This is a genomic window from Buttiauxella sp. S19-1 (assembly GCF_022134725.1).
GTDB lineage: Bacteria > Pseudomonadota > Gammaproteobacteria > Enterobacterales > Enterobacteriaceae > Buttiauxella > Buttiauxella ferragutiae.
The window spans coordinates 1-14,517 of record NZ_JAHWLU010000120.1 but is presented as its reverse complement, the minus strand read 5'-3'; the positions used below and the strand labels follow the sequence as shown (position 1 = coordinate 14,517).

At 45.5% G+C, this 14,517-nt stretch carries 14 protein-coding genes and 1 pseudogene; all 15 read right to left on the bottom strand.

Annotated elements, in window-relative coordinates:
- Positions 1–375 (bottom strand): NAD-dependent epimerase/dehydratase family protein (locus MES37_RS20205; RefSeq protein WP_237932516.1); only part of this gene is annotated, 375 nt, incomplete at its 3' end.
- 8 nt (positions 376–383) lie between these two features.
- Positions 384–920 carry a dTDP-4-dehydrorhamnose 3,5-epimerase gene (rfbC, locus tag MES37_RS20200; protein WP_273694895.1) on the bottom strand — a complete coding sequence of 179 codons (537 nt, stop codon included), beginning with the start codon at positions 918–920 and terminating at the stop codon, positions 384–386.
- 47 nt (positions 921–967) lie between these two features.
- Positions 968–2,281 carry a lipopolysaccharide biosynthesis protein RfbH gene (gene rfbH / locus MES37_RS20195; RefSeq protein ID WP_237932514.1) on the bottom strand — a complete coding sequence of 438 codons (1,314 nt, stop codon included), beginning with the start codon at positions 2,279–2,281 and terminating at the stop codon, positions 968–970.
- Positions 2,282–2,307: 26 nt separating this feature from the next.
- A complete protein-coding gene (gene rfbG, locus MES37_RS20190; RefSeq protein ID WP_237932513.1) occupies positions 2,308–3,390 on the bottom strand; it encodes a CDP-glucose 4,6-dehydratase in 1,083 nt (360 codons plus the stop codon).
- A gap of 4 nt (positions 3,391–3,394) precedes the next feature.
- The gene (gene rfbF / locus MES37_RS20185; protein ID WP_237932512.1) at positions 3,395–4,168 is read right to left on the bottom strand and encodes a glucose-1-phosphate cytidylyltransferase; all 774 of its coding nucleotides are present in this window, start codon (positions 4,166–4,168) and stop codon (positions 3,395–3,397) included.
- 15 nt (positions 4,169–4,183) lie between these two features.
- A complete protein-coding gene (locus tag MES37_RS24880) occupies positions 4,184–5,158 on the bottom strand; it encodes an FAD-binding oxidoreductase (RefSeq protein WP_237932511.1) in 975 nt (324 codons plus the stop codon).
- Positions 5,159–5,163: 5 nt separating this feature from the next.
- The gene (gene rfbC, locus MES37_RS20175; protein WP_237932510.1) at positions 5,164–5,712 is read right to left on the bottom strand and encodes a dTDP-4-dehydrorhamnose 3,5-epimerase; all 549 of its coding nucleotides are present in this window, start codon (positions 5,710–5,712) and stop codon (positions 5,164–5,166) included.
- Between the two features lies 1 nt (position 5,713).
- Positions 5,714–6,592, bottom strand: a complete 879-nt coding sequence (rfbA, locus tag MES37_RS20170) for a glucose-1-phosphate thymidylyltransferase RfbA (protein WP_121815312.1) — start codon at positions 6,590–6,592, stop codon at positions 5,714–5,716.
- A gap of 55 nt (positions 6,593–6,647) precedes the next feature.
- Positions 6,648–7,550 (bottom strand): dTDP-4-dehydrorhamnose reductase, encoded by a 903-nt coding sequence (gene rfbD / locus MES37_RS20165; RefSeq protein ID WP_237932509.1) that lies wholly within the window; start codon positions 7,548–7,550, stop codon positions 6,648–6,650.
- A complete protein-coding gene (gene rfbB / locus MES37_RS20160; RefSeq protein ID WP_237932508.1) occupies positions 7,547–8,632 on the bottom strand; it encodes a dTDP-glucose 4,6-dehydratase in 1,086 nt (361 codons plus the stop codon). Before rfbB ends, rfbD begins: the two co-directional genes overlap by 4 nt.
- Before the next feature lie 370 nt (positions 8,633–9,002).
- Positions 9,003–9,899 carry a UTP--glucose-1-phosphate uridylyltransferase GalF gene (gene galF, locus MES37_RS20155; protein ID WP_237932506.1) on the bottom strand — a complete coding sequence of 299 codons (897 nt, stop codon included), beginning with the start codon at positions 9,897–9,899 and terminating at the stop codon, positions 9,003–9,005.
- Between the two features lie 177 nt (positions 9,900–10,076).
- Positions 10,077–11,504 (bottom strand): colanic acid biosynthesis protein WcaM, encoded by a 1,428-nt coding sequence (wcaM, locus tag MES37_RS20150; protein ID WP_237932505.1) that lies wholly within the window; start codon positions 11,502–11,504, stop codon positions 10,077–10,079.
- 9 nt (positions 11,505–11,513) lie between these two features.
- Positions 11,514–12,740, bottom strand: coding sequence for a colanic acid biosynthesis glycosyltransferase WcaL (gene wcaL / locus MES37_RS20145; RefSeq protein ID WP_237932504.1), 1,227 nt, complete (start codon positions 12,738–12,740; stop codon positions 11,514–11,516).
- Positions 12,737–14,017 (bottom strand): colanic acid biosynthesis pyruvyl transferase WcaK, encoded by a 1,281-nt coding sequence (wcaK, locus tag MES37_RS20140; RefSeq protein WP_237932503.1) that lies wholly within the window; start codon positions 14,015–14,017, stop codon positions 12,737–12,739. Before wcaK ends, wcaL begins: the two co-directional genes overlap by 4 nt.
- A gap of 80 nt (positions 14,018–14,097) precedes the next feature.
- A pseudogene (locus MES37_RS20135) lies at positions 14,098–14,517 on the bottom strand (colanic acid exporter); the annotation flags it as partial.

Below are 14,517 nucleotides of genomic sequence, written 5' to 3'. Positions count from 1 at the left end.
GCTATATGTCGCAGAATTGTAATGTTGCCAGGATGTCCCCGTATTAATAAAGTTTTCAACCCCTGCCAAACACATAGCATCCAGCAATTGTGTAGGGAATGTAATATTACTAGATATTAAATCTTCAACATCATCATAGTCATGCGCCGCAAGAAATTTTGACGCTATATGAATTACTATGTCAGGCTTCACATTACAGACAATATCCTTGATTGAAGATTGTGTGATGAGATGATATTGAATATTTTCTTTTGACATATTAGTACTATCAGGAAGTTTTCTAATCAAAGAGTGAACTTCGTGACCAGACTTAACTAGGAATTCAGCTGTTTTTTTGCCAATATATCCTGTTGTACCTGTCAGTAATAATTTCATTCTATTTCTCAAAATGGGGTATTAAAGTTGACAAATGAGGTATGTTTTAAATCCCTATCAGAAATTATGGGGGATTCCACTGGCCATTCAAAACCAAAACTGTCCCACGAAATACCAGCATCTTTGATTGGGTTGTGAACAGTACTGGTCTTGTATACCATTAAACTATTATCTTCCAGAGATAAAAAACCATGTGCTATACCACTTGGCAAGAATAAACTCCTGGCATTCATCGCAGATAGTTCAATTGCGAGATATTGTCCAAATGTTTTAGAGTCTTTCCGAATATCTAAAAAGACATCTAATACAGAGCCGTTTGCACAATAAACTAATTTATCATGATCACTTGGTGGTAACTGAAAATGCATTCCTCTAATTACATCTTTCTTTGAAAAGGAATAAAATTCTTCGGCAATTTTCATATCAATACCAAGTTCACTAAAAATCGCTTCATGATATGTTTTTACGAAACTTCCTCTTGCATCACCAAACTTTGGTGATTCAATCAAAAAACAACCTGGTATCTGTAATTCTGTAATTTTCATTTAAATAAATAAGAGAGTTTCCACTCTCTTATCCTTAGTATATGTAATTAGAAATTCAAACCAAAGAACTCTTCGAACTTGCTGACAACATAATCTAAATGTTCAGTTGTCAGGCCCGGATAAATACCAATCCAGAAAGTTTGATTCATAATACGGTCGGTATTAGTTAACTCACCAACTACACGATATTTCACATTTTCGAAATATGGCTGGCGGGTCAGATTACCAGCAAACAATAAGCGGGTACCGATTTTGGCGTCGTCAAGAAACTTAACTAAATCAACACGGTTCACACCACTAGTTTCTTTTAGTGTGATAGGGAAACCAAACCATGATGGTTCAGATTTCTCGGTTGCTTCAGGCAGTTCCAGGAATTCTACGCAAGACTGTAAACCCTGCTTCAGGTAGGCGAAATTCTCTTTACGTTTTTGAACGAATTCTTCAACACGCTCTAACTGTGCAAGACCACAAGCTGCCTGCATGTCAGTAATTTTAAGGTTATAGCCAAGATGAGAATAGGTATATTTGTGATCATAACCGTGTGGTAATGATCCTAATTTCTGTTCAAAACGTTTGCCACAAGTATTATCGCAACCTGGTGCGCAGTAGCAATCTCGGCCCCAGTCACGGAATGACTCAATAAGTTTTTTCAGTTCACCTGATTTAGTAAATACCGCACCACCTTCACCCATAGTAATATGGTGTGCAGGATAGAAGCTTACTGTTCCGATATCACCGAAAGTCCCCACCATTTGACCATCGTAGGTTGTACCCAATGCGTCGCAGCAGTCTTCAATCAACCATAAATTGTATTTATCAGCAATACGGCGCACTTCTGTTAGATTAAATGCGTTACCCAAAGTGTGGGCAATCATAATTGCTTTAGATTTATCGGTGACAGCGGCTTCAATCAGCGAAGCATCAATGTTGTAAGTTGGGATATCAACATCAACAAATACTGGAATCAAACCGTTTTGAATAGCAGGGTTCACCGTAGTTGGGAAACCAGCAGCAACGGTAATAACTTCATCGCCAGGCTTAAGGGCTCTATCGCCTAATTTTGGCGAAGTCAGTGCAGTTAATGCCAACAAGTTGGCTGACGAACCAGATGTAGTGGTCAATACATGTGGAACACCAATGAATTCACCCAGTTTCTTTTCAAATGCGTCATTGAAGCGACCGGTTGTTAACCAACCATCTAATGAAGCCTCAACCATCAGCTGCAATTCTTTCGCGCCAATAACTTTACCTGATGGCGGTACGACGCTGGCACCTGCAACAAAAGGTTTAGGACTCAATGCTTCATCAGCGTACTGGGCAACGAGTTGGGATATTTGTTCACGCAGGTTATTTACTGTCATTGCTCTGGTTCCTGTTACTAATAAACTTAACTTAAAGAAGAGGTTGTCATGTAGTCATGAATTTCGCGTTTTGTGCAAGCCAGCATATCTTCGCCGTTTCTCCACGCTTTATGCCATTCGACGATGCGACCCAATGTTTCCACCAGCCCCCAGCGGGGTTGCCAGCCTAAACGCATGCGCGCCTTCGAGCAATCTAATTTCAGATAATGGGCTTCATGTGGGTGGTCTTTACCGTCAAGTTGCCAGCTTGCGTCTTCACCCCAAAGTTTCACTACTGTATCGACAATAAACTCAACAGGTTGTGCATCATCTTCGCGTGGCCCAAAATTCCATCCTTCTGCAAATTCAATACCATCGTTAAAGAGGTGCTGAGCAATAAGGATATAGCCAGAAAGTGGCTCAAGCACATGCTGCCATGGGCGAATGGAATGCGGATTACGAATTACGACGGGCTGGTGATTTTCGCACGAACGGAGGATATCCGGGATCAATCGATCTTTTGCCCAATCACCGCCACCAATAACATTACCCGCTCTTACCGAAGCAAGTGCGACACCATGCTTTGCATACTGAGTTGGATTAAAGAAAGAACTACGATATGCGGCAGCAACGAGTTCGGCGCATCCTTTGCTATTGGAGTAGGGATCATATCCACCCATAGCTTCATGCTCACGGTAACCCCACACCCATTCACGATTTTCATAACATTTATCGCTGGTGATGTTTACTACAGCCTTCACTCCGCCCGTCTGCTTAACAGCTTCAAGCAAATGGACTGTACCCATCACATTAGTCGAGTAGGTTTCAATTGGCTCATCATAGGACAAACGAACCAACGGCTGTGCCGCCATATGAAAAACAATTTCTGGCTTAAATGCCTGCATTGAATTGCGAAGTTGTTCGAAGTCTCTGATATCACCAATCTCAGACTCCATGACATCGGCAATTTTTGCCATTTCGAACAGACTCGGTTCTGTAGGTGCTTGCAGCGAGTAGCCTTTTAATTCAGCACCCATCTCCGCTAGCCAAAGCGATAACCAGCTTCCTTTAAACCCAGTATGGCCGGTAATAAATACTCGCTTACCCTGCCAAAAATTCTTATCGATCATTCAATTACTCCCAGCGCTTCCAGGGGGCATTGCCCTTTTCCCAAAGCTCTTCAAGGTGGATTTTGTCGCGTAGCGTATCCATTGGCTGCCAGAAACCGGTATGCTCGTAGGCCATCAATTCACCTTGCTCGGCAAGCTTCATCAGCGGTTCTTGTTCCCAAGTAGAGGCATCATTATCGATTAAGTCGATGACTGATGGGTGAAGAACAAAGAAACCACCATTGATCATTGCGCCATCACCCTTTGGTTTTTCCTTGAAGGAGTGAACCTGGCGATTACGGATATCCAGTGCACCAAAGCGGCCTGGTGGATATGTAGCAGTCAATGTAGCTTTCTTACCATGCGCACGATGGAATTCAATTGTTGCGGAAATATCGACATCTGCCACACCATCACCATAGGTGAAAAGGAAGGCTTCGTCGTTTTTGACATATTCAGCCACACGTTTCAAACGGCCACCTGTCATGGAAGCATCACCGGTATCAACCAGGGTGACATTCCATGGTTCAACACGTTTATGATGTACTTCCATGCGGTTTTCTGCCATGTGGAAAGTCACATCTGACATATGCAAGAAATAGTTTGCGAAATACTCTTTAATGACATATCCCTTATATCCACAACAAATAATGAAATCACGAATTCCATGAGAGGAATACATTTTCATAATATGCCACAGAATAGGTTTACCACCGATTTCAACCATCGGTTTTGGTTTTAAAACTGTTTCTTCGCTTAGACGAGTCCCAAGCCCACCTGCCAAAATCACCGCTTTCATGTCTAACCCTCTATTTTACTTAGATGCTGTGAAAGCATCGGAATAGAAATTATCTACAGATAGATTATTTGCAATAAAGTCCTTTTTACTTGCATCGATCATCAAAGGCGATCCACAAGCATAAATATCGAAGGACTCAAGACTGTTAAAATCTTCCATTATTGCGTGATGAACAAAGCCTTTACGTCCGACCCATGAATCATCATTACTTGAAACAACAGGAATGAAATGCACATTATCAAATGTACTACTCCATTCTGATGGCAAATCCGAATAAAAATCTTTTGCTGTTGGCATACCCCAGTAGATATAGATTTCGCGTTTTGATTTATCCGCAAGCAATTGTTCAACCATAGCCTTTACGGGTGCAAATCCGGTGCCACCTGCAAGGAAAATAATAGGTCTTTCACTTGATCTGATAAAGAAAGTCCCACAAGGCCCTTCAAGACGCATAAGCGTATTTTCTTGAAGAGCATCAAATAGCAGGCTGCTCATTTGGCCATTTGGAACATTGCGGATATGTAATTCAATGCCATCATTTTCATTTGCATTGGCAATCGAATAACTGCGCGTCACACCCTTAAATTGCAAGTTAATATATTGACCAGGTAGAAAGCCTGTTTTCGAAGTTGGCGGTGTGCGTAAAATTAATTTCAATACATCATGGGATGCCATCATTGCTGAACTGACTTTACATGGCACCACTCGTTTCACCTGCCCTGCTAACTCAGGGAAATAATGTGCATGCAACTCAAGACTGCTTCTCGGCTTACAGTTGCAGGTGAGTATACGATCCCCTTCACCATATAACTTACCTTCTGCATCGACAGCACTGCCGGCTAACAACTCAGACTCACAAACGCCGCAGTCGCCATTCTTACAGCTGTGCTCAAGATGAATACCGGCGCTAAGCGCAGAGTCGAGAATTGATTCGTCATCCTTCCCGCTAAATTCGATGCTTGAAGGAAAAATTTTGATGATATGCGACACAATTGTTACTCGGGTAGAGAGATGGAATTAAGGGATGGGGCGATAGCATCCTTTGCAGACAATTCTGGAACACCTGACAATGGCCATTCAATGCCAATCGTTTCGTCATTCCATTGGATGCTACCTTCAGCTGACGGTGCGTAATAATTTGTCGCTTTGTAAAGAAACTCGGCAGTCTCACTTATTGTCAAAAAACCATGAGCAAATCCTTCAGGGATCCATAGCTGTCGCTTATTTTCTGCCGACAAATGAACACCAACCCAATGACTAAAAGTTGGCGAGCCTTTGCGAATATCAACAGCGACATCAAATACTTCACCAGCTGTACATCGCACTAATTTACCTTGTGCGTGATCACCTTTTTGAAAGTGCAGACCCCGTAGAACACCTTTACGCGATTTTGAGTGGTTATCCTGTACAAACTCAATCTGGCGGCCAATGGCTTCTTCAAATATTTTTTTGCTAAAACTCTCGAAAAAGAAACCTCGATCGTCACCAAAGACTTTCGGTTCAAAGATCATTACTTCTGGGATTGCTGTTTTAATGACATTCATATTAATGACCTTTAACCATTTTCAGCAGGTACTTACCATAGTCATTTTTTGATAATGGTTCCGCTAATTTTTTAACTTGTTCTGCATCAATAAAACCTTTACGGAAAGCAATCTCTTCAGGACAAGAGACTTTCAGGCCCTGACGCAGTTCAATGGTCTGAATAAAGTTACTCGCTTCAATTAAACTCTGATGTGTTCCAGTATCCAGCCAGGCATACCCACGACCCATCATCGCCACGGACATACGTCCCTGCTCCATGTAGATCCGGTTAATATCCGTAATTTCTAATTCACCACGAGGAGAAGGCTTCAGGCTTTTCGCCATTTCTACAACGCTATTATCGTAGAAATAAAGTCCCGTTACTGCATAATTGCTTTTTGGCTCAAGGGGCTTTTCTTCAAGAGAAATTGCCTTACCTTCTTTATCAAATTCAACCACTCCGTAACGTTCTGGATCATGAACATGATAAGCAAATACCGTAGCACCTGACTCTTTGGCAACGGCATTTTCAAGTTGTTTCTGGAGATCATGTCCGTAGAAAATGTTATCGCCAAGTACTAATGCGCAATTGTCATTTCCAATAAATTCTTCACCGATGATAAAGGCTTGCGCCAAACCATCAGGACTTTCCTGAACTTTATATTGCAGATTTAGCCCCCACTGGGAACCATCACCAAGCAACTGCTCAAAGCGCGGAGTATCCTGAGGAGTGCTAATAATCAAAATATCGCGAATACCCGCCAGCATCAGTGTACTGAGTGGGTAGTAAATCATTGGTTTGTCATAAATAGGCAGCAGTTGTTTACTCACCGCCATGGTTACTGGATACAAACGGGTTCCAGAACCACCAGCAAGAATAATACCTTTACGTGAAGTCATTTTTAATATTCCGTTTAATGAAGCAGCTAGCTCTCAGGCAACTAATTAATTTTATTTATTGCGTATTCGAAGCAGCAAAGATTTCCGCTAGCATACGTTTAACGCCTGAATCCCAGGACGGTAGTGTTAAACCAAAGGTTTTTTGGAATTTGGTAGTGTCCAGACGTGAATTGTGAGGACGTTGCGCAGGTGTAGGGTATGCGCTTGTAGGAACCGGACTCGTTTTGTTGATAGCTAATTCCAGACCCGCTGCTTTTGCTTCTGCAAATACCAGATTCGCATAATCAAACCAGGTTGTCGTACCAGAAGCCACCAGGTGATATAGACCCGCAACATCAGGCTTAGCCATAGCCGTTTTTATAGCATGGGCTGTACAATCAGCCAGCAATTCAGCACCAGTCGGTGCACCAAATTGATCGTTAATAATAGAAAGCTCTTCACGATCTTTAGCCAGTCGCAACATGGTTTTTGCGAAGTTATTACCTTTTCCAGCAAATACCCAACTGGTACGGAAAATTAAGTGTTTAGTGCAATTCTGTTGTACGGCAATTTCACCCGCGAGTTTTGTTTCACCGTAGGTGTTTAACGGTGCGGTTACATCGGTCTCCATCCAGGGTTTGTCGCCATCGCCAGGGAAAACATAGTCCGTTGAATAATGAATCAGCCAGGCATTAATTTTTTCTGCTTCTTTTGCGATGGCTTCAACACTTGTGGCATTCAACAATTGGGCGAAATCACGTTCACTTTCGGCTTTATCAACTGCGGTATGCGCTGCGGCATTGACAATAACATCCGGTTTCACGCGACGAACCGTTTCTGCAACACCCTCTGGATTGCTAAAATCACCGCAATAATCAGTGGAATGAACATCGACTGCGATTATATTCCCGAGTGGTGCCAGTGAACGCTGTAATTCCCAACCTACCTGCCCTGTTTTACCAAATAATAAAATATTCATTTTCGCTCACCGTAATTCTGTTCAATCCAGGATTTATACGCGCCACTTTTAATATTTTCGACCCATTGCTGATTAGTTAAATACCAGTCAACCGTTTTACGAATCCCACTTTCGAAGGTCTCTTGTGGTTTCCAGTTCAAATCGTGGCTGATTTTGCTGGCATCAATCGCATAACGGCGGTCATGGCCTGGACGGTCCGCAACATAGGTAATTTGTTCACGGTATGAAGTGTTTTTAGGAACCATTTCATCGAGCAGGTCACAAATAGTCAGTACCACATCGAGGTTTTTCTTCTCATTGTGCCCACCGATATTATAAGTCTCGCCAAGCACACCTTGAGTCACAACCGTGTACAACGCACGCGCATGATCTTCGACATACAGCCAATCACGGATCTGATCGCCTTTGCCGTAGACAGGTAAGTTTTTGCCTTCGAGGGCGTTCAGGATTACCAACGGAATGAGTTTTTCCGGGAAGTGATATGGGCCGTAGTTATTTGAGCAGTTTGTTACGATGCAAGGCAAACCATAGGTACGCTGCCAGGCACGAACTAAATGATCGCTGGATGCTTTAGAAGCAGAATAAGGACTGCTTGGCGCATAAGAGGTTATTTCGGTAAATAACGGCAGTTCTGCTCCAGACGTGCATTCATCCGGGTGCGGTAAATCACCATAAACTTCATCGGTAGAAATATGATGGAAACGGAAATTGACTTTGCGAGCATCACTCATTTTTGACCAGTATGCGCGAGCAGCTTCTAACAACGTATAAGTGCCAACAATATTGGTTTCGATAAATTCAGCAGGACCAGTGATAGAGCGATCAACATGGCTTTCAGCAGCCAAATGCATTACCGAATCCGGCTGGTGTTCGGCAAAAATTTTGTCCAGAGTATTTCTGTCACAAATATCAGCCTGAACAAATGCGTAGCGATCATTAGTCGATACTTCAGCTAATGATTCTAAATTACCTGCATAGGTTAATTTATCGACGTTAACGACGCTGTCTTGAGTCTTATTTATAATATGACGAACGACCGCAGAGCCAATAAATCCGGCACCACCAGTAACAAGAATTTTCACGGGAAAGTCTCTCTATGATCTTGTAATAATTTACTTCGATAAAAAATATCGGGCGTTTATTCTTAATGCAGCTAAAGATGGTATGAGTAAAATTTAGCCCCAGGCATGCTACCGCCCCTGGCTCAACAGCTACCAGTGGACTGAACTTCTTCTCGTACTACCCGTTTCGCCAGGTAGCGACCTACATTTTGCAACACATTCGGATATTCAGGATGATGAATATTCGAATACGCAGCGGCAATTGTTATACCCGATTTTACCCAAAAAAAAAGGCAGTCAGCCGCAGTAAAGTTACAAAATTGTAACCGCACCGCCACTTTTGACTGCCATTCTTTTCATCAGACACCTATCTTCATTGATTACAAAGCAATCAACGAGCTAACAATTTCTGAATGCTATCCCTGAACTTCTGGCCTTCTTTATGGTTACGCAGACCATACTGCACAAATGCCTGCATATAACCCATTTTCTTGCCACAGTCGTAGCTTTCGCCGGTCATCAACGCAGCTTCCACTGCTTGTTTTTTGCTCAGTGCCGCAATGGCGTCGGTAAGCTGGATACGGCCCCAGGCACCCGGTTCGGTTTTCTCGAGTTCAGGCCAGATATCTGCAGATAAAACATAACGCCCTACCGCTGCAAGATCGGAATCCAGAGTCTGTGGCTGGTCAGGTTTTTCCACGAAATCAACAATGCGACCAATCTGCCCGTCGTTGCTCAGAGGTTCTTCAGTGGTGATCATCGAGTACTCAGACAAATCTACGTTCGGCATACGTTTTGCCAGAACCTGGCTACGCCCCGTTTCTCTGAAACGCTCGATAATTGCTGCTAAATTATAACGCAATGGGTCAGCGCTGGCGCCATCGAGGATAACGTCAGGTAATACAACAACAAATGGGTTATCACCGATGATAGGTTGAGCACACAGAATGGAGTGACCAAGACCCAACGGTTGAGCCTGACGCACGTTCATTATGGTCACGCCCGGTGGGCAGATAGATTGAACTTCCGCGAGCAACTGGCGTTTAACACGCTGCTCAAGCAGAGCTTCAAGTTCGTATGAGGTGTCGAAATGGTTTTCCACAGCATTCTTTGAGGAATGCGTCACCAGCACGATTTCTTTGATACCGGCAGCCACAATTTCATCGACGATATATTGAATCATCGGCTTATCGACTATCGGTAGCATCTCTTTTGGAATCGCTTTTGTTGCAGGCAACATATGCATACCCAAGCCTGCTACCGGAATAACTGCTTTCAAATTAATCATATTCAAACCCACCTCAAAATGGTTCGGGGATTATAGTCTTTTCGTGCGCTGATGCCAGCATGAATTGATCCCCAAAAAATAGACCTTCATCTTAACGCTCTCAAGAAAGTACGCAAAACCAAAGTCTTGATTTAAGCCTTTCAAAAGCTCGGATAAATCGCAATCTGATTTGACAATCTACTTATTCACCGTTGGCAACGAAAAATTCAACCCATCAGTGTTCACGTGTTGGTGATCTACCCGGTCGATATCCACCGAACTACTGCCCTTCTCGTTCACCGCACGCACATTGGCAAGCGACAGCAACGTATCCTCTTTGGCCATAAAACGGCCACGCACGTCTTTACGCAAATCGAAGTTTAGCTTCAACGCTGGACCGGCTTCAGAATACTGCATCACATCGATGTTTCTCAGAAACAAGTGTTGCGGTTTGTTATGCAGTTCAAGCGTTGCGCGTTTCATCGCCACATTGGTAATCGCTACGAAAGATGTCGCATTGCCTGACGAAATTTGGATGCCCCTACTTTTAAGCCGCATGTCCGTATTATCAAGCGTAATATCATTTAGTTTAAAATTTTGCGGAATAGACAAGTAGTTACCTTTAATTACCCCGTAACCAATCAGAAATCCCGCGCTGTTGACCATATCGACGTTATCAATAACGAAATTATCACAGCCATAAATAGCCACTGTCGCGTTATCGATGCCTGCATTCTTACTAAAATTATGATTGATATTTCGAGCTTTAATATTGCGAATAACGAAGTGTTTACCGTTCTCAACGTGGACTAGCTGGCGGCAGTTGCTACCCGTAATATTGGCGACAACAAAGTTTTTCACCGCCTGATCTTCCGGATATTCGTTGTCGTAGGTGCTGCCCGCCAGACCAATGCCAATCCCCCAGTTGATCTTCCCATTGGTGCAATCAATGTTTTCAATTACATGGTCGGAGATAAGCAAATTGTGGTCGTTGATTGCCACGTTCCATTCGATGGCGTCACCCTGCAATCGACTAAAATGGCCATTGGTGATCTTGACGTTTTCCATGCGATTGTGGAAACCCTGCCGCAAAATGGCGTAGTTCGCATCGTGTACCGTAATGTTATCAATCACCAGGTTGCGCATGGTGCGCTGGTCTTTGCCGCCGATGTAGATTTGCGTCACTGGCACAAAGCCGCTCATATCAATGCCTTTGATGGTGCAGTCTGAACCCCGCACATCAAGGGTGATATTGTTAAACCGCCCGCCCTTCTCGCCCAAAATCTGGCAGCCGTCTTGCAGCACAAAACGCCCTTTGCCGTTGCCCTTCAAACCACCCGCAACCCGCAAGGTTTTCCCTTCCGGCATAAAAATCGCAGTGTTGATGTTATCGCAGACTATATCGGCGGGAACGCTGACAGTATCAGCCGTAGTAAAAGCTTGTTTGAAGGCGGCAATCCAGTCGCCGCTATAGAATTTTTGCACGCTGATTGCGCTGTTGCCCGCTGCCGCGAACACGCTACGTGGCAAGATGAATGGCACCGCGGCCAGCACGGAACTGGCTTTGAGTAACTGGCGGCGTGAGGAAGAGAAGGAAGTGTGGGGAGTTTTAGACTGTTTACGCATACGTCCTCATTACATACTTAACATCTGTAACTGGCGAGCTAAGTTCTGATAGATAACTTTTTGATTGAACTCTGTTTCAACTTTGTTACGAGCCAAATTCAACATCGGTTTTAGCTCGCTTTCATCGATACTGCCGAAGTCCTGCAAGCTATCTGCCAGCGCTCCCGCATCGTTTTCTGGCACCAGCCAGCCAGAACGCCCCGAATCAATCAACTCCGGGATACCGCTGTGTACGGTAGAAAGCACCGGGATCCCGACCGCCATCGCTTCCATCAGCGCGACAGGGATCCCTTCCATATCGCCGTCTTCACCCGTGACCGACGGCAGCAAGAATAAGTCGGCTTCATCGAGCATCGCTTTCACTTCGTGATTCGGCTTAAAGCCAGGCATAAACACCACATCGTCGAGCTGATACTGTTCGATAAGCGTGCGCAGGCGCGTTTCCCAGGGGCCGATACCAAGAATGTTGTAACGAAAGTTCACGCCGCGCTCTTTTAGCAACAAGCAGGCGTCAATCGCCACATGCAGTCCTTTCTTCTCGGTCAGCCGTGCCACCGAGATAATCTCCAGCGTTTTAGCGGGAGCTTTCACTCGACGCTGCGAGAAGCGCTCCATATCCACGCCCATGCGTGACACGCTAATTTTGTTGGCCGGGCAGCCCATTTTTTGCAAACGCCCTGCCCACAAATTGCTGATTGGCAACATCAAGTCGCCACGGGTAAAGAGTTTTTGATATTCAGGGGTGTAATGCGCCAAAGCCTCACGACCAGAAATGTCGATACCGTGGAAAACCGTGGCGATTTTGCCTTTCAGCAAGCCAAGTTCACGTAGTTTTGCCGCTGTCACACCCGCCGGGCCGAAGTGGGCAATAAAGACGTCAGCCTGCACAGATTGTGGGTTACGGCCACAAATCGAGGAGAGAATCAGATTGCGTGCTTCCTCGCCGTAGCGTTTTGCATTGAGCGCACGCCAGGTGCGTGGACGCAGCGAACCGCGCAAAGTATTCAACACGCGGGATTGCAGTTTTGCGGCCTTGCCCGCAGGCTCGTCCATCAGCCAGGTGGTTTTCTCGGCGAGCTGGTACTCTTTGAAAGCCGAATGGGTATGGGTCAAATCGCCCTTTTGAATGGCGACGATTTCCACTTCATAGCCCATATCAATGAACGCGACGATTTGGTTAAGCACGAAAGTCTCGGATGCCACCGGAAATTTGAGCAAGAAGAAGCCGACTTTCATTTTGCCCCCTTCACGCGCGCCAGAACTGACTCCACCATGCGCAGGCCATCCTCACGTTCGGCACGCACGGCATGCGCGAGGCGTTCATTGATTGCCGGCAATTGCCCTAACACATCCGCCACCACGCTCTGTAAAGAACCATTCAGCAACTGGCGGATTTCGATCGCCATTTCCGGCATGCCAAGCTGCTTCATAATGCCTGCGGATTTGTGTTCATAGTTGATGGCAATCGCTGGGGTGCCGAAGTTCATCGAAATAATGGCGGAATGCAGGCGCGTGCCAACTGTCAGCTCACATTCACCGAGAATCTTGCCCATTTCCAGGTCATTAAGCTCATCCATGACGACGTGATATTGCTCGGGAGAGTTCACATACTGCCGCAGGTTAAGCGCCACCATGCGATCATCCTTGTTGTAACTGTCGATACCGGTACAAGTCGAGAGCGCCAGTACCTGATAACCCTGGTCAATCACGCGATTCACCACCGAGGCAAATGCCTGCTCATAGGCTTGCTGCGTGGTGCCAAGACGTTTGTCAAAAGGTGCAAGTTCACGCAGCGTAATGGCGACCGTTTTCTTGCGTTTGATGGTATTGAGCCAGTGCTGCACCGCGTAGCTCGGCACAAAACTGTCATTGTGATGATCAACCAACCAGGCGGTATCGACGCCCTGCTCCACTTTGCTGCTATCGATGTTACTTTGGTTCATCAAATCCAGGCTGACGGTTTCGCGTAAAATCAGCGCCTCGGCATGGCCGAAAACATAGCTCGCCAGGTGGTTAAATTGCGGGTCCTGGAATGGTCCAACGCTGTGACCAATCATGTAGACCGGCTTTTTCGCCATAAAACTGCACAGCGCGTGTTCAAACTGCGAAACGCCATACAAATCGACAAAGAACGAACCACCGACCTGAATAATCGCGTCATACTTTTGCAGCGACTTAACGAAATCGATAAACCCTTGTGGGATAGAGATATTACGCAAGCGCCCGTTGTCAGTGGCTTTCGCCATCAACACCTGGTGCTGGTACTTACGGCGCAGGACTTTTTTCACGCGCCCCATCAGCCCGACCGCGTTGTTATGTTGTTTCATCTGCTTATACAGACCGTCACCCAACACCGGGCGACCCAATAGCCAGGCCGAACTCACTGGATAACGGCTCATGACATCGACCTGCACGCTGTCATCAATCGTGGTGATGGCATCAATCAATCCGCGCAGAATGGCGCTGTCACCGCGGTTGCCGCAAGTGTGGTTGCCAAGAATCAATAACTTCATATAGACCTCTTTTTCAAATGGGCGCCCTCACCCCAGCCCTCTCCCCCAGGAGAGGGAGGAGTCCGGCAGATCCCCTCTCCCTAAGGGAGAGGGTTAGGGTGAGGGTGAATGCGAATAAACTGGCGCTTCATCTCTACCACCAGCGCATTACGGGAGGCTGCCAGCATCACGATAAAGGCCAGGACACCGGCTGCAATTTGCACGCCGACCAGCAGGCCGAGCGAAAGATGCCCTTTAAGGACGATGCCCAAAGCAGCGCTGACCACAACGGTTGGAATAGAGAGATAAAACGGCAGCCAGATGCTCTGAATGTACTGGCGATAACTGGAACCGAGCACTGGCTTAATCATCACGAAATAGCTCAGAACGGTGTTCACCACCTGCACAAACAGGAAGCCAAACGTCACGCCCAATGCGCCAGCGAGATGCCCACCGACAATAATCGCCGGGATGAACAGACAGGTTTTGAATACGTTGAATTTAAAACTGATATCAACCCG

Bases quoted from the DNA above. Each gene is read 5' to 3' on its own strand.
- rfbC (WP_273694895.1), bottom strand. From the start codon at position 920: ATGAAAATTACAGAATTACAGATACCAGGTTGTTTTTTGATTGAATCA.
- rfbH (WP_237932514.1), bottom strand. From the start codon at position 2,281: ATGACAGTAAATAACCTGCGTGAACAAATATCCCAACTCGTTGCCCAG.
- rfbG (WP_237932513.1), bottom strand. From the start codon at position 3,390: ATGATCGATAAGAATTTTTGGCAGGGTAAGCGAGTATTTATTACCGGC.
- rfbF (WP_237932512.1), bottom strand. From the start codon at position 4,168: ATGAAAGCGGTGATTTTGGCAGGTGGGCTTGGGACTCGTCTAAGCGAA.
- rfbC (WP_237932510.1), bottom strand. From the start codon at position 5,712: ATGAATGTCATTAAAACAGCAATCCCAGAAGTAATGATCTTTGAACCG.
- rfbA (WP_121815312.1), bottom strand. From the start codon at position 6,592: ATGACTTCACGTAAAGGTATTATTCTTGCTGGTGGTTCTGGAACCCGT.
- rfbD (WP_237932509.1), bottom strand. From the start codon at position 7,550: ATGAATATTTTATTATTTGGTAAAACAGGGCAGGTAGGTTGGGAATTA.
- galF (WP_237932506.1), bottom strand. From the start codon at position 9,899: ATGATTAATTTGAAAGCAGTTATTCCGGTAGCAGGCTTGGGTATGCAT.
- wcaM (WP_237932505.1), bottom strand. From the start codon at position 11,504: ATGCGTAAACAGTCTAAAACTCCCCACACTTCCTTCTCTTCCTCACGC.
- wcaL (WP_237932504.1), bottom strand. From the start codon at position 12,740: ATGAAAGTCGGCTTCTTCTTGCTCAAATTTCCGGTGGCATCCGAGACT.
- wcaK (WP_237932503.1), bottom strand. From the start codon at position 14,017: ATGAAGTTATTGATTCTTGGCAACCACACTTGCGGCAACCGCGGTGAC.